20 protein-coding genes and 1 pseudogene are annotated in these 25,975 nt (G+C 70.1%); 12 read left to right on the top strand and 9 right to left on the bottom strand.

The window, feature by feature from the left end; translation table 11 throughout:
- Positions 1 to 2: 2 nt before the first annotated feature.
- The 3 genes from ACQPWZ_RS09405 to ACQPWZ_RS09395 all read left to right on the top strand — a co-directional run bounded on the left by ACQPWZ_RS09405 (position 3) and on the right by ACQPWZ_RS09395 (position 2,133).
- The gene (locus tag ACQPWZ_RS09405; RefSeq protein WP_313946875.1) at positions 3 to 608 is read left to right on the top strand and encodes a cell division protein SepF; all 606 of its coding nucleotides are present in this window, start codon (positions 3 to 5) and stop codon (positions 606 to 608) included.
- 67 nt (positions 609 to 675) lie between these two features.
- Entirely contained in the window at positions 676 to 966 is a 291-nt protein-coding gene (locus ACQPWZ_RS09400) for a YggT family protein (RefSeq protein ID WP_313946876.1), read from the top strand.
- Between the two features lie 54 nt (positions 967 to 1,020).
- Positions 1,021 to 2,133 carry a DivIVA domain-containing protein gene (locus ACQPWZ_RS09395; protein ID WP_327684736.1) on the top strand — a complete coding sequence of 371 codons (1,113 nt, stop codon included), beginning with the start codon at positions 1,021 to 1,023 and terminating at the stop codon, positions 2,131 to 2,133.
- A gap of 478 nt (positions 2,134 to 2,611) precedes the next feature.
- On the opposite strand, the pseudogene ACQPWZ_RS09390 reads toward ACQPWZ_RS09395, so the two are convergent.
- Both ACQPWZ_RS09390 and ileS read right to left on the bottom strand, forming a co-directional pair.
- Positions 2,612 to 2,806, bottom strand: a pseudogene (locus tag ACQPWZ_RS09390) (hypothetical protein); the annotation flags it as partial.
- A 153-nt stretch (positions 2,807 to 2,959) separates the two neighbouring features.
- On the bottom strand, positions 2,960 to 6,097 hold the full coding sequence (gene ileS, locus ACQPWZ_RS09385; RefSeq protein WP_433571096.1) for an isoleucine--tRNA ligase: 3,138 nt from the start codon (positions 6,095 to 6,097) through the stop codon (positions 2,960 to 2,962).
- A gap of 553 nt (positions 6,098 to 6,650) precedes the next feature.
- Between ileS and ACQPWZ_RS09380 the strand changes: the two genes are divergently transcribed.
- Genes ACQPWZ_RS09380 through ACQPWZ_RS09355 form a run of 6 tightly spaced genes read left to right on the top strand, consistent with a single transcriptional unit; the run spans position 6,651 to position 12,130 of the window.
- On the top strand, positions 6,651 to 7,661 hold the full coding sequence (locus ACQPWZ_RS09380; RefSeq protein WP_340472600.1) for a TraR/DksA family transcriptional regulator: 1,011 nt from the start codon (positions 6,651 to 6,653) through the stop codon (positions 7,659 to 7,661).
- Between the two features lie 60 nt (positions 7,662 to 7,721).
- Positions 7,722 to 8,288: a signal peptidase II gene (gene lspA, locus ACQPWZ_RS09375; RefSeq protein WP_340472599.1), complete on the top strand. Its 567-nt coding sequence runs from the start codon at positions 7,722 to 7,724 to the stop codon at positions 8,286 to 8,288.
- 17 nt (positions 8,289 to 8,305) lie between these two features.
- Positions 8,306 to 9,247, top strand: coding sequence for an RluA family pseudouridine synthase (locus ACQPWZ_RS09370; protein ID WP_313946881.1), 942 nt, complete (start codon positions 8,306 to 8,308; stop codon positions 9,245 to 9,247).
- Complete coding sequence (locus ACQPWZ_RS09365; RefSeq protein WP_433571095.1) at positions 9,244 to 9,720, top strand: GNAT family N-acetyltransferase; 477 nt, start codon at positions 9,244 to 9,246, stop codon at positions 9,718 to 9,720. The genes ACQPWZ_RS09370 and ACQPWZ_RS09365 overlap by 4 nt, the downstream gene beginning before the upstream one ends.
- A gap of 43 nt (positions 9,721 to 9,763) precedes the next feature.
- Positions 9,764 to 11,350: a Na+/H+ antiporter gene (locus ACQPWZ_RS09360; protein ID WP_340472597.1), complete on the top strand. Its 1,587-nt coding sequence runs from the start codon at positions 9,764 to 9,766 to the stop codon at positions 11,348 to 11,350.
- Positions 11,351 to 11,377: 27 nt separating this feature from the next.
- Positions 11,378 to 12,130, top strand: coding sequence for an SDR family NAD(P)-dependent oxidoreductase (locus ACQPWZ_RS09355; RefSeq protein WP_340472596.1), 753 nt, complete (start codon positions 11,378 to 11,380; stop codon positions 12,128 to 12,130).
- Between the two features lie 70 nt (positions 12,131 to 12,200).
- Here ACQPWZ_RS09355 and ACQPWZ_RS09350 read toward each other — a convergent pair whose 3' ends face one another.
- Positions 12,201 to 13,313: a mechanosensitive ion channel family protein gene (locus ACQPWZ_RS09350; RefSeq protein WP_340472595.1), complete on the bottom strand. Its 1,113-nt coding sequence runs from the start codon at positions 13,311 to 13,313 to the stop codon at positions 12,201 to 12,203.
- A gap of 23 nt (positions 13,314 to 13,336) precedes the next feature.
- Here ACQPWZ_RS09350 and ACQPWZ_RS09345 point away from each other — a divergent pair, with 23 nt between their 5' ends.
- On the top strand, positions 13,337 to 13,918 hold the full coding sequence (locus ACQPWZ_RS09345; protein WP_340472594.1) for a dienelactone hydrolase family protein: 582 nt from the start codon (positions 13,337 to 13,339) through the stop codon (positions 13,916 to 13,918).
- A 37-nt stretch (positions 13,919 to 13,955) separates the two neighbouring features.
- Here ACQPWZ_RS09345 and ACQPWZ_RS09340 read toward each other — a convergent pair whose 3' ends face one another.
- The 5 genes from ACQPWZ_RS09340 to ACQPWZ_RS09320 all read right to left on the bottom strand — a co-directional run bounded on the left by ACQPWZ_RS09340 (position 13,956) and on the right by ACQPWZ_RS09320 (position 20,458).
- Positions 13,956 to 15,515 (bottom strand): serine/threonine-protein kinase, encoded by a 1,560-nt coding sequence (locus ACQPWZ_RS09340; protein ID WP_433571094.1) that lies wholly within the window; start codon positions 15,513 to 15,515, stop codon positions 13,956 to 13,958.
- 97 nt (positions 15,516 to 15,612) lie between these two features.
- Positions 15,613 to 17,271 carry an alkaline phosphatase D family protein gene (locus tag ACQPWZ_RS09335; RefSeq protein ID WP_433571093.1) on the bottom strand — a complete coding sequence of 553 codons (1,659 nt, stop codon included), beginning with the start codon at positions 17,269 to 17,271 and terminating at the stop codon, positions 15,613 to 15,615.
- Positions 17,272 to 17,432: 161 nt separating this feature from the next.
- Positions 17,433 to 18,248, bottom strand: a complete 816-nt coding sequence (locus tag ACQPWZ_RS09330) for a DsbA family protein (RefSeq protein WP_340472591.1) — start codon at positions 18,246 to 18,248, stop codon at positions 17,433 to 17,435.
- 123 nt (positions 18,249 to 18,371) lie between these two features.
- A complete protein-coding gene (locus ACQPWZ_RS09325; protein WP_433573794.1) occupies positions 18,372 to 19,058 on the bottom strand; it encodes a hypothetical protein in 687 nt (228 codons plus the stop codon).
- A 65-nt stretch (positions 19,059 to 19,123) separates the two neighbouring features.
- Entirely contained in the window at positions 19,124 to 20,458 is a 1,335-nt protein-coding gene (locus ACQPWZ_RS09320; RefSeq protein WP_356699225.1) for a DUF2252 domain-containing protein, read from the bottom strand.
- A 168-nt stretch (positions 20,459 to 20,626) separates the two neighbouring features.
- Between ACQPWZ_RS09320 and dnaE the strand changes: the two genes are divergently transcribed.
- The gene (gene dnaE / locus ACQPWZ_RS09315) at positions 20,627 to 24,169 is read left to right on the top strand and encodes a DNA polymerase III subunit alpha (RefSeq protein WP_340472589.1); all 3,543 of its coding nucleotides are present in this window, start codon (positions 20,627 to 20,629) and stop codon (positions 24,167 to 24,169) included.
- A gap of 86 nt (positions 24,170 to 24,255) precedes the next feature.
- Here the strand turns inward: dnaE and ACQPWZ_RS09310 are convergent, their stop codons facing one another.
- Complete coding sequence (locus ACQPWZ_RS09310) at positions 24,256 to 24,435, bottom strand: hypothetical protein (RefSeq protein WP_340472588.1); 180 nt, start codon at positions 24,433 to 24,435, stop codon at positions 24,256 to 24,258.
- A gap of 277 nt (positions 24,436 to 24,712) precedes the next feature.
- Here ACQPWZ_RS09310 and ACQPWZ_RS09305 point away from each other — a divergent pair, with 277 nt between their 5' ends.
- Complete coding sequence (locus ACQPWZ_RS09305; protein WP_327684747.1) at positions 24,713 to 25,945, top strand: NYN domain-containing protein; 1,233 nt, start codon at positions 24,713 to 24,715, stop codon at positions 25,943 to 25,945.
- Positions 25,946 to 25,975: the final 30 nt, after the last annotated feature.

Raw genomic sequence — 25,975 nt, 5'->3', positions numbered from 1 at the left:
GAATGGCCGGCGCGATGCGCAAGATGGCGGTCTACCTCGGCCTCGTGGAGGACGATGGGTACGACGGCCGGGGTTTCGATCCCGACGACGACTTCGAACCCGAGCCGGAGCCCGAGCGGGAGCACCGGCGGCACCAACCCCCGCACCAGGTGGAGCGGGAGGAGCCGGTGCGGGCAGTTCAGCCCCCGGCGCAGCGTGAGCCGGTTCCGCTTCCCGCTGAAAGTGGACGTCCGGCACGAATTGCCCCCGTGGCATCCATCACACCTGAACGTCCGAGCCTGGAGAAGAACGCACCGGTGATCATGCCCAAGGTTGTGTCCGAGCGGGAGCCCTACCGCATCACCACACTTCACCCGCGGACCTACAACGAGGCCCGTACCATCGGGGAACACTTCCGCGAGGGCACCCCGGTGATCATGAATCTCACGGAGATGGACGACACCGATGCGAAGCGACTTGTCGACTTTGCCGCGGGACTCGTCTTCGGTCTGCATGGCAGCATTGAGCGAGTGACGCAGAAGGTGTTCCTGTTGTCGCCTGCTAACGTCGATGTCACGGCGGAGGACAAGGCCCGCATCGCAGAGGGCGGGTTCTTCAACCAGAGCTGAGACACGACACGGGAACGACCCGGCCGCGAGGCCGGACCGAGAGAGCCAGGGGAGAGGGAAGCGCGGGATGGGCGTCGCACTACAAGTGATCTACATCGTGCTCATGTGCTTCCTCATCGTGCTGATTTTCCGGCTGGTCATGGACTACGTCTTCCAGTTCGCCCGCTCATGGCAACCCGGCAAGGCGATGGTGGTCGTTCTGGAGGCCACCTACACTGTCACCGATCCACCGCTCAAGCTTCTGCGGCGGTTCATCCCGCCGCTGCGTCTCGGGGGCGTGGCACTCGACCTGTCCTTCTTCGTTCTGATGATCATCGTTTACATCCTGATCTCCATCGTGAACAGCGTGGGGAATTGATGTGAGCGATACGGTCTTGCCGACTGCCGACGACTACGTAGAGGTGAAGAAGAGATGCCGCTGACCCCCGAGGACGTGCGGAACAAGCAGTTCACGACCGTCCGCCTCCGAGAAGGCTATGACGAGGACGAGGTCGATGCCTTCCTCGACGAGGTCGAGTCCGAGCTGACCCGCCTGCTCCGCGAGAACGAGGACCTGCGCGCCAAGCTGGCCGCGGCGACCCGTGCGGCGGCGCAGAACCAGCAGCAGCAGGGCATGCGCAAGCCGCCGGAGCAGCAGGACGGCCGAGGCCCGGGTGCCCCGGTGCCCGCCGCCATATCCGGACCGCCGGTCCAGCAGCAGCCTCCGCAGATGGGCCCGCCCCAGCTGCCCGGTGGTGCTCCGCAGCTTCCGGCCGGCCCCAGCCACGGCGGCCCGCAGGGCCAGCACGGCCCCGGCCCCATGCAGGGTGGTCCCATGCAGGGCGGCCCCATGGGCGGTCCGATGCAGGGTGGCCCCATGGGCGGCCCGATGGGTCACGGCCCGCAGATGGGTCAGCCCGGTCAGGGCCCCGGCGGCGACAGCGCCGCGCGTGTCCTCTCGCTGGCCCAGCAGACCGCCGACCAGGCGATCGCCGAGGCTCGTTCCGAGGCCAACAAGATCGTCGGCGAGGCACGTTCGCGCGCCGAGGGCCTGGAGCGGGACGCCCGCGCCAAGGCGGACGCGCTCGAGCGGGACGCGCAGGAGAAGCACCGCGTCGCGATGGGCTCGCTGGAGTCGGCCCGCGCCACGCTGGAGCGCAAGGTCGAGGACCTGCGAGGCTTCGAGCGTGAGTACCGTACGCGTCTGAAGTCCTACCTGGAGTCGCAGCTGCGTCAGCTGGAGACCCAGGCCGACGACTCGCTGGCTCCGCCGCGGACCCCGGCGGCCGCGTCGCTGCCGCCGTCCCCGTCGATGGCTTCGGCCGGCGCGGGTTCGATGGGTCACACCATGGGTGGCAACCCGTCCATGGGCCAGTCGATGGGCGGCAACCCGTCGATGGGCGGTCCGCCCTCGTACGGTGGCCAGCAGCAGATGTCCCCGGCGATGACTCAGCCGATGGCACCGGTACGGCCGCAGGCGCCGCAGCCGATGCAGCAGGCGCCGTCGCCGATGCGGGGCTTCCTGATCGACGAGGACGACAACTGACGGGCGGTCGCGCGGAGCGCGCGTAGCCGTCGGCAGGCTGAGGGCCGGGCCCGGGACCATGTCCCGGGCCCGGCCCTTGTCTTGTGCGGGTGTCTGTCGCGACCGGGGCGCCCGCCTGGCCCTTGCGCCTCAATCGCCGGCGGGGCTTGATGTGGTGCGGCTGGCTGTCGCGCTCGGGTCGGTACCGCCTGGCCGGGGTTGCGGGCCCGGGTCCTCGCGCCTGGCGGGGATCGGCTCGGCCGGCAGTCCTGCCGGGTGCTGGGGCTGAGCCGGGCAGCGTGCCCCCGGGCCGTTCGCGCCTCAATCGCCGGCGGGCTTGATGTGGTGCGGCCGGCAGTCGCGCTCGGGTCGGTACCGCCTGGCCGGGGTTGCGGGCCCGGGTCCTCGCGCCTGGCGGGGATCGGCTCGGCCGGCAGTCCTGCCGGGGGTGCTGGGGCTGAGCCGGGCTGCGTGCCCCCGGGCCGTTCGCGCCTCAATCGCCGGCGGGGCTTGATGTGGTGCGGCCGGCTACCGCACCGACGGCCTGACCGTTGGGCGTCTGCGTACCCTGCTCCTGACCGCACGCCGTCGTCAGCGCGAGTACGGCCGCCGCAGTCACCGCGAGGTCCGGCTCGGGTCGCCACGTCCTGACCGGGGGTGCGGGCCCGGGTCCTCGCGCTTGGCGCGGCCTGATGTGGGTCCGGCGAGGTGTCCTGCTCGGGGCTGTGCGGACTGAGCCCGCGTGCGGTTGGGCGGGGGCTGCGCCTCGAGCAGGCGTCGATCGGGGCCGCCCCGGCAACACGAAAGGGCCCGAGGCCGAAGCCCCGGGCCCCTTCGTGCAGGGCGGTTACTGCTTGCGCAGGTGGAACGTCAAAGACAGGCCCTCGTCCGTGAAGGGCGGGCCGAAGTCCGCGGGCGGGGTCGACGGGGTGAACGACGTCGCCAGCACCTCGTCCGAGATCAGCGGGGCGTGCTCCGTGAGCGCCTCCGTCGTCGAGGGGTCCGTCGAGGACCAGACGACCGCGATCCGGTCCGCCACATCGAGGCCGCTGTTCTTGCGGGCCTCCTGGATCAGGCGGATCGCGTCACGTGCAAGGCCCGCGAGGCGCAGCTCGGGGGTGATCTCCAGGTCGAGCGCGACCGTCGCGCCCGCGTCGGACGCCACCGACCAGCCCTCGCGCGGGGTCTCCGTGATGATCACCTCGTCCGGGGAGAGGGTGATCGTCTCGCCGTCGACCGTCACCGTGGCCGTGCCGTTGCGCAGCGCGAGCGACAGGGCCGCCGCGTCCGCCTCGGCGACCGCCTTGGCCACGGCCTGAACGCCCTTGCCGAACCGCTTGCCCAGCGCCCGGAAGTTGGCCTTCGCCGTCGTGTCGACGAGCGAGCCGCCGACCTCGGCGAGGGTGGCGAGCGAGGAGACGTTCAGCTCCTCGGTGATCTGCGCACGCAGCTCGGGGGAGAGCGACTCGAAGCCCGTCGCCGCCACCAGCGCACGCGAGAGCGGCTGGCGGGTCTTGACGCCCGACTCGGCCCGCGTCGCGCGTCCCAGCTCGACCAGCCGCCGTACCAGCGCCATCTGCTGGGACAGCACCGGGTCGATCGCGTCCAGGTCCGCCGCCGGCCACGTGGACAGGTGCACCGACTCGGGGGCGTCCACCGTCACCGGGACCACCAGGTCCTGCCAGACCCGCTCCGTGATGAACGGGGTCAGCGGCGCCATGAGCCGCGTCACCGTCTCCACCACGTCGTGGAGCGTGCGCAGGGCCGCCTTGTCGCCCTGCCAGAAGCGGCGGCGCGAGCGGCGCACGTACCAGTTCGACAGGTCGTCGACGAACGAGGACAGCAGCTTGCCGGCGCGCTGGGTGTCGTACGACTCCATCGCCTGCGTCGTCTGGTCCACCAGCGCGTTGAGCTCGCTCAGCAGCCACCGGTCCAGCACCGTGCGCTCCGCCGGGGCCGGATCGGCCGCGGAGGGCGCCCAGTTGGACGTGCGGGCATACAGCGCCTGGAAGGCCACCGTGTTCCAGTAGGTGAGGAGCGTCTTGCGGACGACCTCCTGGATGGTGCCGTGACCGACCCGGCGGGCGGCCCACGGGGAGCCGCCGGCGGCCATGAACCAGCGCACCGCGTCCGCGCCGTGCTGATCCATGAGCGGGATCGGCTGGAGGATGTTCCCCAGGTGCTTGGACATCTTGCGGCCGTCCTCGGCGAGGATGTGGCCGAGGCACACGACGTTCTCGTAGGAGGACTTGTCGAAGACCAGAGTGCCGACCGCCATCAGGGTGTAGAACCACCCGCGGGTCTGGTCGATCGCCTCCGAGATGAACTGCGCCGGGTAGCGCTTCTCGAAGATCTCCTTGTTCCGGTACGGGTATCCCCACTGCGCGAACGGCATCGAACCCGAGTCGTACCAGGCGTCGATGACCTCAGGGACACGGGTCGCGGTGGCGGAGCACTGCGGGCAGTCGAAGGTGACCGCGTCGATGAACGGGCGGTGCGGGTCCAGCGCCGACTGGTCGGTGCCCGTCAGCTCGGTCAGCTCGGCACGCGAGCCGACGACCGTGAGGTGGTCCTCCTCGCAGCGCCAGATCGGCAGCGGCGTGCCCCAGTAGCGGTTGCGGGAGAGCGCCCAGTCGATGTTGTTGTTGAGCCAGTCGCCGTACCGGCCCTGCTTGACCGAGTCGGGGAACCAGTTGGTGTTCTCGTTCTCCTCGAGCAGCCGGTCCTTGATGGCGGTGGTGCGGATGTACCAGGACGGCTGCGCGTAGTAGAGCAGCGCCGTGTGGCAGCGCCAGCAGTGCGGGTAGCTGTGCTCGTACGGGACGTGCCGGAAGAGCAGGCCGCGCGTCTGGAGGTCCTCGGTCAGTGCCTCGTCGGCCTTCTTGAAGAAGACGCCGCCGACCAGCGGGACGTCCTCCTCGAAGGTGCCGTCCGGGCGGACCGGGTTCACCACGGGCAGGCCGTACGCACGGCAGACCTTGAGGTCGTCCTCACCGAAGGCGGGGGACTGGTGGACCAGACCCGTACCGTCCTCGGTCGTGACGTACTCGGCGTTGACGACGTAGTGCGCGGGCGCCGGGAACTCGACCAGCTCGAAGGGGCGCTGATACGTCCAGCGCTCCATCTCGGCGCCGGTGAACGACGCCCCGGTGGTCTCCCAGCCTTCGCCGAGCGCCTTCTCGAGCAGCGGCTCGGCGACGACCAGCTTCTCGTTGCCGTCCGTGGCCACCACGTAGGTGACCTCGGGGTGCGCGGCGACCGCCGTGTTGGACACCAGCGTCCACGGGGTCGTCGTCCACACCAGCAGCGACGCCTCGCCGGCGAGGGGGCCCGAGGTGAGCGGGAAGCGGACGAAGACCGAGGGGTCCACGACCGTCTCGTAGCCCTGCGCCAACTCGTGGTCGGACAGGCCGGTACCGCACCGGGGGCACCAGGGCGCGACGCGGTGGTCCTGGACCAGCAGGCCCTTGTTGAAGATCTCCTTCAGCGACCACCAGACGGACTCGATGTACGAGGGGTCCATCGTGCGGTACGCGTCGTCGAGGTCGACCCAGTAGCCCATGCGGTTCGTCAGTTCCGCGAAGGCGTCGGTGTGCCGGGTCACCGACTCGCGGCACTTCTCGTTGAACTCGGCGATGCCGTACGCCTCGATGTCCTTCTTGCCGGAGAAGCCGAGCTCCTTCTCGACGGCGAGCTCGACCGGCAGCCCGTGGCAGTCCCAGCCGGCCTTGCGGCCGACGTGATAGCCGCGCATGGTGCGGAAGCGCGGGAAGACGTCCTTGAAGACGCGGGCCTCGATGTGGTGCGCGCCGGGCATGCCGTTGGCGGTCGGCGGGCCCTCGTAGAACACCCATTCGGGGCGGCCCTCGGACTGATCGAGGCTCTTGGCGAAGATCTTGCTCTCGCGCCAGAAGTCGAGCACGGCGTGCTCGAGCGCGGGCAGGTCGACCTGGGCGGGTACCTGGCGGTACTGCGGGGGTGCCATCTACGAACTCCTCCGGCGGACAGTTGCTCTTCCGTCGGAGGGACGAGAGCTGGGCTCCCGCGGTACCACCCTCCTTGGCGGCGCGGAACGCACCGCCCCCTCATTGGGGTCGCGACGCCGGGTCTACTCGCCTCACGGCTTTCTTCCGGCAGCTCCGGGGTGATCCTTCACTTCGCGCTCGCCCCCGGGCTCTCACCGTCCCCGGGTCGCTCATGGCTGCGTACGACGCTACTCGTCCCCATCCAAGCCTTTCGCTCCGCCCAGTGTACGGGCCGCCGCGAGGCGCGTCCGACCGGTTTTCGGGGGCGTCGTCGCGGGGTCCCTCGCGTGACCCGAATGGCCACTCCCGCCCGAGCGGCTCCCGGCGGCCCGATGTCGGCGGATTACGCGGATTACCCGGCGGGGAGCTGGGCACAACCGATGCAGGTTCGTCTCACCGCAGGCCGGGGCGGGCCCGCGCGGCGGTGTGCCCCGTTTGCTGCGGAGCTGGGGTCGATTTATCGTCCCAGCACGATTCGCGTGCAAGATCACAATATGTGAAGGGGCCGCGGCCATGGTGGCGAAGAAGACTGCCGAGAGGAAATCGGCGTCCAGCAGATCCACCGCCGCTGAGGCGGCGGCCAAGGGCGGGAGCGGGAAGAAGAGCACCGTCATGAACCAGGCCGCGGCACCCGAGGACAAGGCCACGGCGAAGAGGACGACCGCGAAGAAGGCGACCGCGAAGAAGACGGCGACCGCGAACAAGACAGCCGTGAAGAAGGCGAACGCGAAGAAGGCGGCGGCCGGAAAGGCGGCCGGGGCGGACAAGAGCGCCCCTGCCAAGAAGGCTCCCGCCACGAAGAGGGCGGCTGCCGCCGAGGCAGCGGCCGGGAAGACGTCCGCCAGGAAGCCGGCGGGCGGCAGGACCACGGCGAGGAAGACCGCCGCGGACAGGACGAAGGCCGTGGAGGAGACGGCCGCCTCACCGGCGGCGAAGGCGCCGGTGAAGAAGGCACCTGCGAAGAAGGCCATGGCCGCGAAGGCCGCAAGGAAGGCCGCACCGGCGGCCAAGGGGGCGGCCGAGGCCGCACAGCAGACAGGAGCCAGGACGGTGGGAGCGAAGAAGACCACGGCGGGAGCCGGCAACAGCGCCACGGCGGTGCCCGGGGCACCCGTGACGGCCGCACCCGGAGAGCTGGCCGTACGGCCCGGCGAGGACCCGTGGACGCCGGAAGAGGTCGCCGAGGCACGGGCCGAGCTGGAGGGCGAGGTGGTCCGGCTGAACGCCGAGCTGACCACGTCCGAGGCGGCGCTGGCGGGCCTCATGCGGGACTCCGGGGACGGCGCCGGCGACGACGACGCCGACACCGGGAGCAAGAACATCACGCGCGAGCACGAGTTGGCGCTCGCCGCCAACGCCCGGGAGATGCTGGAGCAGACAGAGCGCGCGCTCCAGCGGCTCGACGCCGGCACCTACGGTCTCTGCGAGAACTGCGGCAACCCCATCGGCAAGGCCCGCATGCAGGCGTTCCCGCGCGCGACCCTGTGCGTGGAGTGCAAGCAGAAGCAGGAACGGCGGGTCTGAGCGCGGCAGGTGGGTGCCGTACCCTCGTGCTCAGTCAGGCACCTAGGTTGAGGGACTCACGTGGCAGAGGCGGAGCGCATCATCGGTACGCCGGATTCAGCAGGAGCCGACGAAGCTGCGGCGCCCGCCGAGCCGCCCCGGCGCAGGCGGAAGATCGCCGTGCTCTTCGGTGTGGCCGTGGTGGCGTACCTGCTCGACCTCGTCACCAAGATGATCGTGGTGGCGAAGCTCGAGCACCACGAGCCGATCGAGGTCATCGGTGATCTGCTGAAGTTCGAGGCGGTACGGAACGCGGGTGCGGCCTTCGGTATCGGCGAGGCCTTCACCGTGATCTTCACCGTCATCGCGGCCGCGGTGATCATCGTGATCGCCCGGCTGGCGCGCAAGCTCTACAGCATGCCCTGGGCCATCGCCCTCGGCCTGCTGCTCGGTGGTGCGCTCGGCAATCTCACCGACCGGATCTTCCGCTCTCCCGGCGTCTTCAAGGGTGCGGTCGTGGACTTCATCGCGCCCGCGCACTTCGCCGTCTTCAACCTCGCCGACTCCGCGATCGTCTGCGGCGGCATCCTCATCGTGATCCTCTCCTTCCGGGGGCTGGACCCCGACGGGACCGTCCACAAGGACTGACAAGGCATACTCGACGGGTGAGTACGCTTCCCGAGATCCGCACCCTGCCCGTACCCGATGGCCTCGAGGGCGAGCGCGTCGACGCCGCCATCTCCCGGATGTTCGGGTTTTCCCGCACCAAGGCGGCCGAGCTCGCCGCTGCCGGAAAGGTGCAGGTCGACGGCTCGGTGGTCGGTAAGTCCGAGCGGGTGCACGGCGGGGCGTGGCTCGAGGTGGAGATGCCGCAGGCGCCCGCGCCCGTCCAGATCGTGGCCGAACCGGTCGAGGGCATGGAGATCGTCCACGACGACGACGACATCGTCGTGATCATGAAGCCCGTCGGTGTCGCCGCCCACCCGAGCCCCGGCTGGACCGGGACGACCGTGATCGGCGGTCTCGCGGCCGCCGGCTACCGGATCTCGACCTCCGGCGCCGCCGAGCGCCAGGGCATCGTGCACCGGCTGGACGTCGGCACCTCCGGACTGATGGTCGTCGCCAAGTCGGAGCGGGCGTACACCCTGCTCAAGCAGCAGTTCCGGGAGCGGACCGTGGACAAGCGCTACCACGCGCTGGTGCAGGGACACCCGGACCCGATGAGCGGGACCATCGACGCTCCCATCGGGCGCCACCCGAACCACGACTACAAGTGGGCGGTGACGGCGGAGGGCAAGCCGTCGGTGACGCACTACGACCTGATGGAGGCCTTCCGGGCCGCCTCCCTGCTCGACATCAAGCTGGAGACCGGGCGTACGCACCAGATCCGGGTGCACATGGCCGCCCACCGGCACCCGTGCGTGGGCGACCTGACCTACGGCGCCGACCCCACTATGGCCAAGCGCCTCGGGCTTACCCGGCAGTGGCTGCACGCCGTCCGCCTCGGCTTCGAGCACCCCGCCGACGGGCAGTGGGTGGAGTTCGAGAGCACCTACCCCGACGACCTCCAGCAGGCCCTCGACAAGATCGCGGCGGAGAGCGCGTGACGACCGGGTTCCGGGTGCGGGTCGCCGACGGGCCCGCCGATCGTGAGGCCTGCTTCGCGGTCCGCAAGGACGTGTTCGTCGTCGAGCAGCGGGTCCCCGCGGACATCGAGTACGACAACTTCGACGAGATCGGCACCGGCACCGTGCACGTGCTGGCCACGGCCGACGACGGGACCCCGCTCGGCACCGGCCGGCTGCTGCACGGGCCGGCCGCCGCGGACCGGACCGGCGGCGACCCGTCGGTCGGCTCGCTGGGCCGGCTCGCGGTGACACCCGCCGCACGGGGCCTGGGCGTCGGAGTGGCGCTGGTGCACGCCATCGAGGACGCGGCGCGAGAGCTCGGCCTCATGGCGGTGGACCTGCATTCCCAGACGCACGCGCTCGGTTTCTACGAGCGCCTGGGGTATGTGGCGTACGGCGAGGAGTTCTGGGACGCGGGGATAGGCCACCGGGCGATGCGCCGCCCCTTGTAGGCCGCCCCGGATTTCCCGTCCTCGAACAGGAGGCTCTCGCACCGTGGACCAACTGGCGCTGGTACTCGCGCTGTTGCTCGGGGCCGTGGTGACCGTACCGCTGGGGGACAAGTTCGATCTTCCGGCACCCGTGCTGATGACGCTGGCGGGCATCGCGCTGGCCTTCATCCCGTTCGTGCCCAACGTCGAGATCCCGCCCGACTTCATCCTGCCGCTGGTGTTGCCGCCGCTGCTCTACGCGACGGTGCAGCGCACCTCCTGGCGCCAGTTCGCGGCCAACGTCCGGCCGATCATGCTGCTCGCCGTGGCCCTGGTGTTCGTGACGATGGCCGCCGTCGCGGCCGTCGCGACCACGCTCGTCCCCGGACTGCCCCTCGCCGCGGCCGTGGCGCTCGGTGCGCTGGTCGCCCCGCCCGATCCGGTCGCCGCCACCGCGGTCGCCGGCCGGCTGGGGCTGCCGCGCCGCCTCGTGTCCATCCTGGAGGGCGAGGGACTCTTCAACGACGTCACCGCGATCGTGCTCTACCACGTGGCGATCGCCGCCGCGGTCAGCGGAACGTTCTCCTGGCCCGCGGCCGCCGGGGAGCTCGTGCTGTCCGCCGTCGTCGCGGTCGCGGTCGGGCTCGCGCTCGGCTGGCTCTCCAACAAGCTGATGAGCTACCTCGGCGACGCCACCCTGCAGATCGGCCTGTCGCTGCTGGTGCCCTTCGCGAGCTATGTGCTCGCCGAGGAACTGCACGGCTCCGGCGTCCTCGCCGTCCTCACCACCGCGCTCTTCCTCGCCGAGCACACGGCGGACGCCGACGACGTGACCGGCCGGCTGGCCGGCAACACCTTCTGGGACATCGTCGACACCCTGGTGACCGGCGTCGCCTTCGGCCTGATCGGCCTGGAGCTGCACAACGTCTTCGGCACGGCCGAGGCGCGGCTGTGGGAGATGCTCGGCTGGGGCGCCGCGATCAGCGCGGTCGTCGTGGGCGTACGGCTGCTCTATCTCCTGCCGGCGACCTGGCTGGCCAAGCGCCTGCACGACAAACGCGACCTCGACGAGGAGATCCCGGTCGGCTGGCGCGAGACCGTCGTCATGTGGTGGGCCGGCATGCGGGGAGTGGCGACCGTCGCGCTGGCCCTCGCCATCCCGCTCACCACGGACAGCGGCGAGGCCTTCCCCGGCCGGGACCAGATCATCTTCATCGCGTTCTCGGTGATCATCTCCACCCTGGTGTTCCAGGGGCTCACGCTGCCCTGGCTGGTCAAGCGCCTCGGGGTGCAGGCCGACTCGGACGCCGAGCGGGCACTGGAGCACGGGCTCGCCCTGCGCGCCGCCAAGGCGGCCAAGCACCGGCTGCGCGAGATCGAGGACAGCGAGGAGCTGCCGGAGGAGATCAGTGAGCGGCTGCTGCGCAGGGCCTACGAGATCGGGGCACGGATCAGCCCCGACATCGTCGAGGACGAGCGGCGCGAGTGGTACACCAAGCGGCTCGACCGGCTGAAGATGGTCCAGCGCATCCAGCGCGAGATGATGTCGGCGGCCCGCCACGAAGTGCTGTCGGCGCGCAACGAGCCCGGAGCCGATCCAGAGATCGTCGACCGGGTGCTGCGCCACCTGGATGTACGCAGCCTCCGCTGAGCGCCGCGGGCTCGTAGGATCCGGAGCATGGCGCGCACCGTGGTGATCAGTGGCGGCGGGACGGGAATCGGATTCGCGGCGGCGGAGGCATTCGCCGCCGACGGGGAGCAGGTGGTGCTGCTCGGGCGGCGCGAGGAGGTCCTCGCGCGGGCGGCCGAGCAGATCCCGGGCTCCCGCTACTGCGCGGTCGACCTCAGCGAACCGCGCGGCGCCCGGGAGGCCGCGGAGTTCACGGAGCGCGAGTACGGCACCGTCGACGTCCTCGTGCACAGCGCGGGCGGCAACGGACGTCTGGAGCAGCGTTCCGCGTACGACGACGACCCGCTGGAGGCCGTCGCCCGCGACTGGACCCTGAACTTCCGGCTCAACACCCTCACGGCCGCCCTGCTCACCGAGGCCACCCGCGGCCATCTGGCCACCCCCGGGGGCCGGGTGCTGTTCCTCAGCTCGATCGCGGCGTACCGGGGGTCCGGCCTCGCGCCGTATGCGGCAGCCAAGGCCGCGCTGCATCCGTACGCCTTCAAGCTCGCCCGCGAACTCGGACCGCGCGGGATCACGGTCAACGTCGTCGCGCCGGGGTTCGTCGAGGAGACCGAGTTCTTCGGCGGCGGTGACTTCCCCGAGGAGCGCCGAAGCGCCCTGGTCGCGGAGACCGCGACCGGGCGGATCGGTCACCCCGGCGATGTGGCGCAGACCCTGCGCTGGCTCGCCTCGTCGGCGGCCGGCCACATCACGGCCCAGGTCATCCAGGTCAACGGCGGCGCCGAGCGCGGCCACTGAGGGCCGGGACGCCCGGCGCCGGCGCTCGGATGAGAGCCGGGGTTTCTGTGCATCGCGGACACCCCGTGGGTCAGCCGCGGCCGGTCCGTGGAGTGCCTTCCTCCGGCGCGATCTGGTCCTGGGTGAGCTCGGCCGGCTTCTCCTCCCGCTCCACGGCGTGGGCGGTGGCGATCCGCGGCAGCGCGTACGGATGCTGGTCGGACAGCCAGGCGATCAGCTGCTCGCGCACCGCGCACCGCACGGTCCAGATGTCGTCCGCGTCCTTCGCGGTCATCACCGCGCGTACCTGGATCGTCGACGGCGTGGTGTCCGTGACGGCGAGCGACCAGTCGCGGCCGTCCCAGGCCGGGCACTCGCGCAGGACGTCACGGAGCTTCTCGCGCATCTCCGGCACCGGTGTGGAGTGGTCCAGATGGAAGAAGACGGTGCCGGTCATCTGCACACCGCCGCGGGACCAGTTCTCGAACGGCTTGCTGGTGAAGTACGACACAGGCATGGTGATCCGGCGCTCGTCCCAGGTCCGGACGGCGAGGAAGGTGAGCGTGATCTCCTCGACCGTTCCCCACTCGCCGTCCACCACCACGGTGTCGCCGATGCGCACCATGTCGCCGAACGCGATCTGGAGTCCCGCGAACAGGTTGCCCAGCGTCGACTGGGCGGCGACACCGGCGACGATGCCGAGGACACCCGCCGACGCCAGCATCGAGGTCCCGACGGCGCGCATGGCGGGGAAGGTCAGCAGCATCGCCGCGAAGGCCACCACACCGACCACGGCGATGACGACCCGCTGGATGAGGGTCACCTGGGTGCGCACCCGGCGTACCCGGGCCGGGTCGCGGGTGGCCGCGGCGTAACGGGTGTAGGTGGACTCGACGATGGCCGTCGCGATGCGCACGACGAGCCAGGCGGAGGCGCCGATCAGCACCAGGGTCAGCACCTGGCCGATGCCCCGGTGGTGTTCGCGGATGCTCTCGATCTGCGCCTGGCGGTAGGTGGCTCTCAGGATCGCCGTGCACAGGACGACCTGCAGGGGCAGGCGGCACCGCCGCAGCAGACCCCACAGCGGGGTCTCGGTGTGGCGGGTGTCCTCTCGGCGCAGCAGCAGGTCGACCAGCCATCCCACGAACAGCGTGAGGACGACCGAGCCACCGATGACGATCAACGGGCGCAGCACGTTCTCCATGCCCACGAACGTAACCTGACGGCATGGACATCATGCTTTTCCATTCGACGTATGGCCTTCGTCACGGTGTGCGCCAGGCCGCCGAGCGCCTGGAAGCCGCAGGTCACACGGTCTGGACCCCGGATCTCTTCGAGGGCAGGACCTTCGGGAGCACCGAGGAGGGCATGGCCTTCCAGGACGGGATCGGAAAGGACGAACTGCTCAAAAGGGCGGTTCTCGCCGCGGCGCCCCGCTCGGACCGGGGTCTCGTCTACGCCGGCTTCTCGCTCGGCGCCTCCGTCGCGCAGACGCTGGCGCTCGGCGACGAGAAGGCCCGCGGGCTGCTGCTGATGCACGGCACCTCCGACATCGCGGAGAACGCGGCGGTCGACGACCTGCCGGTGCAGCTGCATGTCGCGGACCCCGACCCCTTCGAGCCGCACGACTGGCTGACCGCCTGGTATCTCGGGATGGGGAGGGCCGGAGCCGATGTCGAGGTCTACCGCTACGCGGGCGCCGGGCATCTCTACACCGACCCGGACCTGCCCGACTACGACGAGGACGCCGCCGAGCAGACCTGGCGGGTCGCTCTCGCCTTCCTCGCATCCCTGGACGGCACGCCGTAGGACGGGTGTTGGGGTCCGGCCATGTTCGGGGGCGGGCTCAGGGCCGGGTGCAGCGGCCCGAGGCGCCGGCCGCCGTGGGGCGGCACTGGAGGCCGTAGTCGGCCGAACTCGTGCTCAGATAGCGCCCGATGCAGGTGCTCGGTGACGTCCTGCCGCGTTCGGCGCAGAAGGCCAGTGCCGCCCGGCCGTCCGCGAAGGGGCCGGGTGCGTAGATGACCCAGAACCCCGGGCGCAGCGAGGCGTAGTCGTCGCTGCGGACGAAGACGGCCTCGGGCACGGTGGCGCGGACCTTCGCGAGGCGTACGTCACGTGCGGCGGTGCCGGTGCCGAGGGGCTCGGAGTAGAGCTGGGCGATCCAGCCGCCGGTGGCCGGCGGACGGGGCGGGTCCGAGGACTCGTCGGGGCTGCTCGGCGTCGGAGTGGGCGTGGGCGTCGGCGTGGGTGACGGGGTGGGGCTGGGGCTCGGCGTGGGCCCTGGATCGCTCGTCGTCGCTGCCGGCGTCGACGCGGTGGACCCGGTCGGGCCGCCCTGGCCGCCCGCGTTGTCCTTGCCCTGGTCCCGCAGGACGAGCACCAGAGCGGTCGCGGCGGTGATCGCCACCGCCACCGCGATCACAGCGGCGACGACGGCCCCGCGAGGTTTACTGCTCGTCCGGTCCGGCAACGGCGGCGGCTGCGGGACCGTCGGCCGCGGACTGTCCAGCTGGGTGGGGACGGGAGGTACCGGGCCCGGCATCACCGGGGGCGGCGCGGTCGCCGTCATCGTCGGGCCGGCCCAGTGCGGCAGCATGCCGGACTCCACCTGCGCCAGCATGGCGTCCAGTTGCCGCGCGTCGGGGCGGCCCGCCGGGTCGCGTACGAGCAGGGCCCGCAGTACCGGTGCGAGCGGACCGGAGCGCACCGGCGGCGGTACGTCCTCGTCCAGCACGGCGGCGAGCGTGGCCAGGGTCGTCCCCCTGCGCAGCGGGCTCAGCCCTTCGACGGACACGTAGAGCACCAGCCCCAGCGACCACAGGTCGGAGGCCGGATCGTCGTCCCGGCCGCGGATGCGCTCGGGGGCGATGTACTCGGGGGAACCGATGAGTTCACCGGTGGCCGTGAGCGAGGCCGAGCCCTGGAGCGCGGCGATACCGAAGTCGGTGAGCACGGCCCCGCCCCCGGGGCCGTCCCGCAGCAGCACATTGGCGGGCTTCACATCGCGGTGCTGAATGCCCGCCGCGTGGGCGGCGCGCAGCGCCGAGAGCACCTGACGGCCGATGCGCGCCGCCTCCACGGGTGCGAGGGGACCACGGCCGAGCCGGTCCTGGAGCGTGGTGCCCCGCACCAGCTCCATCACGATCCACGGATGCGGTTCGCCGTCCACGATGTGATGGATCGTCACCACATGCGGGTGGCTGAGCCGGGCGAGTGCCCGGGCCTCGCGGAGCACCCGCTCCCGCACGGCGCCGGAGGTCCCGGCCTCCGACCGCACCGCCTTCAGGGCGACTTCGCGGTGGAGCACGGTGTCGCGAGCCCGCCACACCGTGCCCATACCGCCACTGCCCAGCGGCTCGATCAGCTCGAACCGCCCGTCGATCACGTCCCCCGGCGCATGCATGGCGTCAGGTTAGAGCAGCTCTGCGTCATCACACCCGCACAGGGTTCTTTCTTCACCCGTTGGTTCCCGGGCCGCGGGGACCGGCGGGCCGAGTGCCTCAGCGCACCGGCTGGTTCACCCGCTCGACCTTCTGCGTGCCGTTCAGCGTCCGGTACGACCGGGCCCACGTGGCGGTCGCCTCGCGCTTCTTCTTGTCGGACAGCACGTAGTAGTCCATCTGCGAGCGCTCGGCGGTCACGTCGAGGACGCCGTAGCCGTGGCTGTCCATGTCCAGCCACTTCACATGGCGGTTGGCGGCCCTGACCGCCGCCTGCGCGACGACGGAGACGGTCCCCGGTGCGACATGGAGGATGTCGTCCAGGTTGTCCGAGGTCACCGACGTCACGACGAACTCGGTCGCGGCGGACGGGGACAGCGGGTACGTCGCGGCCTTGACCGGCACGTCGTTGGCCCATGCCATGTGGATGTCACCGGTGAGGAAGACCGTGTTCTTGATCCCGCGCTGCGTGAGGTGCGCCAGCAGCTCCCGGCGGTCGTCGGTGTAGCCGTCCCACTGGTCGACGTTGATGGCCAGGCCGCCCTTGGGCAGACCGAGCAACTCCGCGATGGGCTCCAGCAGATGGGCCGGCAGCGCTCCGAAGGCGACCGGCGAGATCATCACCGAGGTGCCGACCAGCTTCCACGCCGCGTCGGACCCGGCCAGCCCGGCCTTCAGCCAGTCCAGCTGGGCACGGCCGGTGATGGTGCGGTCCGGGTCGTCCACACCGCCGTTGCCGATCGACGACTGCTGCGAGCGGAAGGACCGCAGATCCAGCAGATGCAGATCCGCCAGCTTGCCGAAGCGGAGCCTGCGGTAGACCGTGCCCTCGGTGGAGGCGCGCACGGGCATCCACTCGAAGTACGCCCGGCGGGCGGCGGCCGCGCGGGCCGCGTAGTCGCCCTCGGTGCCCGGGGTGTGGTTCTCGGCGCCGCCGGACCAGGCGTCGTTGGCGATCTCGTGGTCGTCCCAGATCGCGACCACGGGGTGCGCGGCGTGCAGCGCCTGGAGGTCCGGGTCCGTCTTGTAGGTGGCGTGGCGGAGCCGGTAGTCGGCGAGCGTGAGGATCTCGTGGCGGGGCGAGTGCTGCCGTACGCCGTACTGCTCTTCCGGGTAACCGCCCGCCGCGTACTCGTAGATGTAGTCGCCGAGATGGAGAATCGCGTCCAGGTCGGCGCGGGCGGCCAGGTGCCGGTAGGCGGAGAAGTAGCCGGCCTCCCAGTTGGCGCAGGAGACCACACCGAAGCGCACCCCCGACGTCGCGGCGTCGGTGGCCGGAGCGGTACGGGTGCGGCCCACGGCGGACACGGTGGTCCCGGCGGTGAAACGGAACCAGTAGACGGTCGCCGGGCGCAGGCCCCTCACGTCCGCCTTGACGGTGTGGTCCGTCTCGGCCGTCGACGTGGTGGCGCCACGGGCGACGACCTTGGTGAAGGCGCTGTCCTCCGCGACCTCCCAACCGACCGCGGTGTCGGGGCCCTTGTCCGAGCCCGGGAGGGACTCAGGTGTGGGGGTGATGCGTGTCCACAGCAGTACGCCGTCGGGCAGAGGGTCACCGGAGGCGAGGCCGTGCAGAAAGGCCGGAGCCAGGGCGGCGGTGGCCGCGGAGGCGGAGGCGGAGGCGGCGACCGCTATGGCGGGCGCAGCGACGACAGCAGTGGCGGCAGCGGCCTTGACGACCGTGCGGCGGCTGGGAGTTGACGGGGTTCGACTGGTCACGGCCGATCAGACTACTGACCGGTAAGGCGAATGGGCGAGCGAACTGTCAAAGTTCGCCCGCCCATCCGGAACGGTCAACCGGCGCGTTCCCTGGCGGCCGCCCGCCCGCCCGGGACCTTTCGGTCACCGGGCCTGCGGGGCGGGCCGTGAAGCCGCGCGGATCAGCCCTTGAGCACCTTGTCGAGCGAGGTCCGGAACTGCTCCACGGTCATCGGCGGGTTGTCGGTGCCCTCCGCCGTGATCTTCTTGCCGTCCATCTTCAGCGTCGGCGTACCGCCGACACCGCTCTTGTCGAACGTCGCGGACATCTTCATCGCCCACGCGTCGAACGTCCCGTCCTCGACGTTCTTCTTGAACTCGGCGTTGGACTTGAGCGCCGGGACGGAGTCGGCGACCTCCAGGAGGTAGGAGTCCTTGGCGAACTTGTCCTGGCTCTCCTCGGGGTGGAACTTCGACGAGTACAGAGCGGCCTTGTACGCCGTGAAGGCATCGGGGCTCACCTGGAGTGCGGCGCCGAGCGCGCTCAGCGCGTTCTTCGAACCCTCGCCCTGGTCGGCGTTGTCGATGAAGGTGGCGCCGACGTACTTGAGCTTGTACTTGCCGTCGGCGACGTCCTTGGTGACCGTCTCGCCGACCGCCTGCTCGAAGCTCGCGCAGACCGGGCAGCGGGAGTCCTCGTACAGCTCCAGCGTCTTCTTCGCGGCCGGCTTGCCGATGACGACGGTCGTGCCGTTCGTGCCCTCGGTGTTCTTGGGCGCGGTCACGGTCTTCTCGTCCTTCACCGACTCCCAGTGATCCGGCTTGTTGGCCTGCATCACGGCGTATCCGGCGCCGCCCGCGATCGCGAGGACCACGATCGTCGAGCCGATGACGATGAGCTGGCGGCGGGTCTTGTCCTTCTTGGCCTGGCGCTCGCGCTCCTGGCGCAGCCGCTCGCGGGCCGCCGCCTTGTTGGCCTGGCTGTTACGTGCACTCATGGTTGTTCACTCCGTGGGATGTCGTATCCGCGGATACGGGGAAACGCCGGGGACACGGAAACCGGGACGTACCGGGGTATCTCGGTACCGGGAAGTCCGGGAATCCGGAAGGGGACTGTGGGCTCAGGCGAGTACCGCGGCCGAGCTCGGCGGTCCCCTCCGTCCGACGGAATGCACCAGCAGCCGTGCGCGGGCCCGCGCCGCCCGGACCGGTGCGCGCCGGGCGACGGTTCCCGCGGATCCGTCCGCCGCCCCCACCGCGGCGACGGCCAGCAGCAGTGGCCGGAACGCGAAGGCGCCGACCGCCCGTACGAGGCCGGCCAGCGCGGACTCGCCGCGCCGCAGCCAGGCCGCGGCGAGCAGGCCGACCGAGACATGAGCGGCGAGCAGCAGCCAGGGCACGGCGGGGTCGGCGGAGTGCAGCAGGTTCGCCGCGCCCGGGTCGGCCGCGGCCACCCCCGGCAGCCCGCTGCCCACACTGCCGCCGCAGAGCACGTCGAAGCCGACCGTGCGCAGCGAACCGGCGACCGGTCCGCCGCCCGGGCCGTAACAGACGTCCTGGCCGGCGGTGAAGACGGTGTCCGCGGCCAGCTCCAGGGGGACGAGCAGGCCCGCGATCCGCCAGAAGCCGCGCTCCTGCCCGGACAGCAGATAGGCGACGCCGAAGACCAGCGCCGACATCCCGGCGAGGGTCGTCCACGGGAGCGGGGAGCGGGAGAGCAGCACATGGGAGGCGGCGGACAGCGTCACGACCAGTGCCGTGAAGATCGCTGCCCGCAGCCCCCTGAGCTGCACACCCGACAGATTCATCACCGGGGAGTCTCCCATGGCTCCCTGAGAGGGTTCTTAACGGATCCGGTCGCCGGACGGACCGGCTACAGACCGGGGATCCGGCCGTTGCGGAACAGGTCCACGAAGATCTGGTGGTCCCTGCGCGCCCGGGAGCCGTAGCTGTGCGCGAAGTCGACCAGCAGATCGGCGAAACCGTCCTCGTCCGCCGCGATCGCCGCGTCGATGGCCCGCTCGGTCGAGAACGGCACCAGCGAGTGACCGCTCTCGTCGTCGGCGGCCCCGTGCATCGTGGCGGTGGCCCGGCCGAGGTCCGCGACGACCGCCGCGATCTCCTCCGGGTCGTCGATGTCCGACCAGTCCAGGTCCACCGCGTACGGCGAGACCTCGGCGACCAGCTGGCCGGCGCCGTCGAGCTCGGTCCAGCCCAGCCACGGATCGGCGTGGTCCTGGAGCGCGCGCTGCGAGATCACCGTGCGGTGACCCTCGTGCTGGAAGTACTCCCGCACCGACGGGTCGTCGATGTGCCGGGAGACCGCCGGGGTCTGCGCCTGCTTCATGTAGATCACGACGTCGTTCTCGAGGGCGTCACTGTTGCCCTCCAGCAGGATGTTGTACGAGGGGAGGCCGGCGGAGCCGATGCCGATGCCGCGCCGGCCGACCACGTCCTTGACCCGGTAGGAGTCGGGGCGGGTCAGGCTGGACTCGGGCAGCGTCTCCAGATAGCCGTCGAAGGCCGCCAGCACCTTGTACCGGGTCGCCGCGTCCAGCTCGATCGTGCCCCCGCCGGAGGCGAAGCGGCGCTCGAAGTCCCGGATCTCCGTCATCGAGTCGAGCAGGCCGAAGCGGGTCAGCGAGCGGGCCACGCGCAGCGCGTCCAGCAGCGGGCCCTCGGCGGTGTCCAGCGTGAAGGGCGGCACCTCGTCGTTCTTGGCGCCGGCTGCCAGGGCGTGGATGCGCTCGCGGTAGGCGGCGGCGTAGATCCGCACCAGCTCGGTGATCTGCTCGTCGCTGAGGGCCTTGGTGTAGCCGATCAGGGCCAGGGACGCGGCCAGCCGCTTCAGGTCCCAGGTGAACGGGCCGACATAGGCCTCGTCGAAGTCGTTGACGTTGAAGATCAGCCGGCCGTTGGCGTCCATGTACGTGCCGAAGTTCTCGGCGTGCAGATCGCCGTGGATCCACACCCTGCCGGTGCGCTCGTCCAGGTAGGGACCGCCGTGCTGTTCCCGCTCGAGGTCGTGGTAGAAGAGGCAGGCGGTGCCGCGGTAGAAGGCGAACGCGGAGGCCGCCATCTTCCGGAACTTGACCCGGAAGGCGGCCGGATCGGCGGCCAGGAGCTCGCCGAAGGCGGTCCCGAATACGGCGAGGATCTGCTCACCGCGCTGTTCGGCCGTGACCTCGGCGGTGTGCGGTACCGACATCGCTGGGTGCCTCCTGGTGCATGACAAATGGGACAGTGCTTCCGCCCCTCCAACGCTCGAAGGTACTCGGGAGTGCCCCGCGATTGTCAGTGGAGAGTCGTAGACTTCCACGCTGTCCCCCCAGACCGTCCGTTACCCGCCACTCGCCGTTCCCCGGAGGCCCCCGCCGTGACCAAGCCGCCGTTCACGCACCTGCATGTGCACACCCAGTACTCGCTGCTGGACGGTGCCGCGCGGCTGAAGGACATGTTCGACGCGTGCAACGAAATGGGCATGTCGCACATCGCGATGACGGACCACGGCAACCTCCACGGGGCGTACGACTTCTTCCACTCGGCGAAGAAGGCCGACGTCACTCCGATCATCGGCATCGAGGCGTATGTGGCCCCGGAGTCCCGGCGGAACAAGCGCAAGATCCAGTGGGGACAGCCGCACCAGAAGCGCGACGACGTCTCCGGTTCCGGTGGTTACACGCACAAGACGATCTGGGCGGCGAACAGGACCGGACTGCACAACCTCTTCCGGCTCTCCTCCGACGCGTACGCCGAGGGCTGGCTCCAGAAGTGGCCGCGGATGGACAAGGAGACCATCGCCCAGTGGTCCGAGGGGCTGATCGCCTCGACCGGCTGCCCGTCCGGCGAGCTCCAGACCCGGCTGCGGCTCGGCCAGTTCGACGAGGCGCTGAAGTCGGCGGCGGAGTACCAGGACATCTTCGGCAAGGACCGGTACTTCCTGGAACTGATGGACCACGGCATCGAGATCGAGCGCCGGGTCCGTGACGGGCTGCTGGAGATCGGCAAGAAGCTCGGCATCCCGCCGCTCGTCACCAACGACTCGCACTACACCTACTCCCACGAGGCGACGGCGCACGACGCGCTGCTGTGCATCCAGACCGGCAAGAATCTCTCGGACCCGGACCGCTTCCGCTTCGACGGCACCGGCTACTACCTCAAGTCCACCGACGAGATGTACGCGGTGGACTCCTCGGACGCCTGGCAGGAGGGGTGCGCCAACACCCTCCTGGTCGCCCAGCAGATCGACACGACCGGCATGTTCGAGGCCAAGAACCTCATGCCGAAGTTCGAGATCCCCGACGGCTTCACCGAGGTCACCTGGTTCCAGGAGGAGGTGCGGCGCGGCATGGAGCGCCGCTATCCCTCCGGCGTCCCCGCCGACCGCCAGAAGCAGGCGGAGTACGAGATGGACGTCATCATCCAGATGGGGTTCCCCGGATACTTCCTCGTGGTCGCCGACTTCATCATGTGGGCCAAGAACAACGGCATCGCGGTCGGCCCCGGCCGAGGCTCCGCGGCCGGCTCGATCGTGGCGTACGCCATGGGCATCACCGACCTCGACCCGATCGAGCACGGACTGATCTTCGAGCGCTTCCTCAACCCCGAGCGCGTGTCCATGCCCGATGTCGACATCGACTTCGACGAGCGCAGGCGCGTCGAGGTGATCCGGTACGTGACCGAGAAGTACGGCGCCGACAAGGTCGCCATGATCGGCACCTACGGCAAGATCAAGGCGAAGAACGCCATCAAGGACTCCGCCCGGGTCCTCGGCTATCCGTACGCGATGGGCGACCGGCTCACCAAGGCGATGCCGGCGGACGTCCTCGGCAAGGGCATCGATCTGTCCGGCATCACCGACACCTCGCACCCCCGCTACAGCGAGGCCGGCGAGATCCGCGGGATGTACGAGAACGAACCGGACGTGAAGAAGGTCATCGACACCGCCAAGGGCGTCGAGGGCCTGGTCCGGCAGATGGGTGTGCACGCCGCCGGCGTCATCATGTCCAGCGAGCCCATCGTCGACCACGCGCCGATCTGGGTGCGGCACACCGACGGTGTGACCATCACGCAGTGGGACTACCCGCAGTGCGAGTCGCTCGGCCTGCTGAAGATGGACTTCCTCGGCCTGCGCAACCTCACGATCATGGACGACGCCATCAAGATGGTGAAGGCCAACAAGGGCATCGACCTGGAGATGCTCGCTCTCCCGCTGGACGACCCGACGACGTACGAACTGCTGTGCCGCGGTGACACGCTGGGTGTCTTCCAGTTCGACGGCGGCCCGATGCGCTCGCTGCTGCGGCTGATGAAGCCCGACAACTTCGAGGACATTTCCGCCGTCTCGGCCCTGTACCGCCCGGGCCCGATGGGCATGAACTCCCACACGAACTACGCGCTCCGCAAGAACGCGCAGCAGGAGATCACGCCGATCCACCCGGAGTTGGAGGAGCCTCTCAAGGAGGTCCTCGGCGTCACCTACGGCCTGATCGTCTATCAGGAGCAGGTCCAGAAGGCCGCCCAGATCATCGCCGGGTACTCCCTCGGCGAGGCCGACATCCTCCGTCGTGTGATGGGCAAGAAGAAGCCCGAGGAACTGGCGAAGAACTTCGTCCTGTTCCAGGAGGGGGCCCGCAAGAACAAGTACTCCGACGAGGCGATCCAGGCGCTGTGGGACGTCCTGGTCCCCTTCGCCGGATACGCGTTCAACAAGGCGCACTCCTCGGCCTACGGCCTGGTCACCTACTGGACCGCGTACCTCAAGGCGAACTACCCCGCCGAGTACATGGCCGCGCTGCTCACCTCGGTCAAGGACGACAAGGACAAGTCCGCGGTCTACCTCAACGAGTGCCGCCGCATGGGCATCAAGGTGCTGCCGCCCAATGTGAACGAGTCCCAGTCGAACTTCGCCGCGCAGGGCGACGACGTGATCCTCTTCGGCCTGTCCGCCGTCCGCAACGTCGGGACGAACGTGGTCGAGTCGATCATCCGCTCCCGCAAGGCCAAGGGGAAGTACACGACGTTCCCCGACTTCCTCGACAAGGTCGAGGCGGTCGTCTGCAACAAGCGGACCGTGGAGTCCCTCATCAAGGCCGGCGCCTTCGACGAGATGGGCCACACCCGCAAGGGCCTCGTCGCCCACCACGAGCCGATGATCGACAACGTGGTGGCGGTCAAGCGCAAGGAGGCCGAGGGGCAGTTCGACCTCTTCGGCGGCATGGGCGACGCGGACGACAGTTCCGAGCCCGGCTTCGGTCTCGACGTGGAGTTCTCCGACATCGAGTGGGACAAGTCCTATCTGCTCGCCCAGGAGCGCGAGATGCTCGGGCTGTACGTCTCGGACCACCCGCTCTTCGGTATCGAGCATGTCCTCAGCGACAAGACGGACGCGGCGATCTCCCAGCTCACCGGCGGCGAGCACGCGGACGGCGCGGTCGTCACCATCGGCGGCATCATCTCCGGCCTCCAGCGCAAGATGACCAAGCAGGGCAACGCCTGGGCCATCGCGACCGTCGAGGACCTGGCCGGTTCCATCGAGTGCATGTTCTTCCCCGCGACCTACCAGCTGGTGTCCACCCAGCTCGTCGAGGACACGGTCGTCTTCGTCAAGGGACGGCTCGACAAGCGCGAGGACATTCCGCGGCTCGTCGCCATGGAACTGATGGTTCCCGATCTGTCGTCCGCGGGCACCAACGCCCCGGTCGTCGTCACCATCCCCACGGTGAAGGTGACCCCGCCGATGGTGAGCAGGCTCGGGGAGATCCTCAGCCATCACAAGGGCAACACCGAGGTACGGATCAAGCTTCAGGGGCCGCGCAAGACGACGGTGCTGCGGCTCGACCGGCACCGTGTGCAGGCGGACCCGGCCCTGTTCGGCGACCTCAAGGTGCTGCTCGGCCCGTCCTGTCTGGCGGGCTGACACCGCATCCGGGCCATCGTGCCCGAACACCCGGAAGGGGCGCGCCCGTCGTCACGGGCGCGCCCCTTCCGCTGGATGCGGGCCGGTCAGTTGTGACCGAAGCGCCGCTGATGTTTACGGGCAACGTCCGCCGGGCTGCCCTGAGCCTGCGTCTGCGGGCGGGACTGGGACTCGTAGGCGGTCGTCTTCGCCTGTTCGGTGCCACGCTCCGCCGGGGACGCCGCGCGCTCCTGTTGGCTGCCCTTGCGATTCTTGTTCTTGGCCATGGTGTGCCTCCACTGGGATCTAGGGGCCAGGGCCGCGATCAGACTCACATATAGGACGATACGCCGCATTTTGGATCATAGCGGTGGGTAAAGACCCCATGTCACAGGCCTTGACACGGGATCCGCCACGCCGATGATCGAGTTCCGGCCGTTAAGCCTCATGTGGTCGGGCAGACTCGAAGGAAACCCGCAAGAATCCCCGGTCCGGAACCCTTTTCCGGTCCGGACCCTTTTCTTATTCCGAAGTTCCCGAAGTTCCCGAAAGAAGGTGGAACGCGTGGACCGCTGCGTTGTCCTGGTTGACGCCGGATATCTGCTGGGCGCCGCCGCGAGCCTGCTTGCCGGGGAACCGGCACGTTCCCGGATCACTGTCGACCATTCCGCACTTATTCAAGGCCTTCGCGAACTCGCCGAAGCCGATACCGAGCGCCCGCTGTTGCGTATCTACTGGTTCGACGGAGCCCCCGACCGCGTGCCGCAGCCCGAACACCGCCGGCTGCGCGTGATGCCCCGGGTGACGGTCCGCCTCGGCGCACTGACCCGCAGCGACGGACGCTGGGCTCAGAAGGGCGTGGATGCGGCCATGCACGCCGAGCTCACCGAACTGGCCAGAAATCGCGCATGCTCCGACGTGGTCCTGGTGACCGGCGACGGAGATCTGCTGCCCGGTCTGATGTCCGCCAAGGAGCACGGCGTGGCCGTGCACCTGTGGGCGGTGCAGGCCGCCGACGGCGACTACAACCAGTCCGAGGACCTGGTCGCCGAGGCCGATGAGCGGCGGGTGCTCGACCGCGCCTGGATCACCCGGGCCGTACGGGCCAAGGAGCTCACCGGCGTCTGCGCGCCGCCGCCCGTCCCGCGGCCGGAGATCGCGGCGATCCTGTCGGCGCCCCTGCCCGAGTCGGCGCTCGCCGCCTCCCAGGAGCGGGCCGCCGAGGCCGCACGCAACGGCGCGCCGCCCGAGCCCACCGACAACGGCGCCGCGGCCCCTCCCGCCCCCGCCGCCTCCTCCAAGGGCGTGCCCACGCCGAAGGACCTGGCGAGTCTGCGGGCTCCCGGACCGCACCCCCCGCACCACCCCGCGAACGCCACCCTGCGCTGGTCCTCGGACAAGGGCTGGGTCGAGCGGGCCGGCGGTGCGCTGGGCGAGCCGCCGGAGACGGCCTCGCTGCCGACGCTGGCTCAGCTCACCAGCGCCGAGCAGCGCTGGGCCGACCGCGAGGAGGACATCACGACGGTCGGCGGCGACCCCTTCGAGGTCGGTCAGGTGTTCGCCCGGCGCTGGATGGCGCGACTGCCGGAGGCCGGCCATGTGCAGAAGCTGTCGACGATGTACCCGCGGATCCCGCACCGCATCGACGGAGAACTGCTGCGCTACGCAGCACGTTTCGGTCTGCTGGCCCATAAGGACGACCAGATCGACGAACACGACCGCTATGCGATCCGGGCCGGATTCTGGCGGGAGATCGACGTCCGGGCGGCGGCGGAACACGCCCCGGCCGGGGAGTAGCCCCGGCGACCCCGTAGTCTCGTACCTCGT

It is taken from the genome of Streptomyces sp. CA-251247, assembly GCF_050952975.1.
GTDB classification, from domain to species: domain Bacteria; phylum Actinomycetota; class Actinomycetes; order Streptomycetales; family Streptomycetaceae; genus Streptomyces; species Streptomyces achmelvichensis.
The sequence above is the reverse complement of the archived record's forward strand: the minus strand, read 5'-3'. Positions and strand labels throughout refer to the sequence as shown.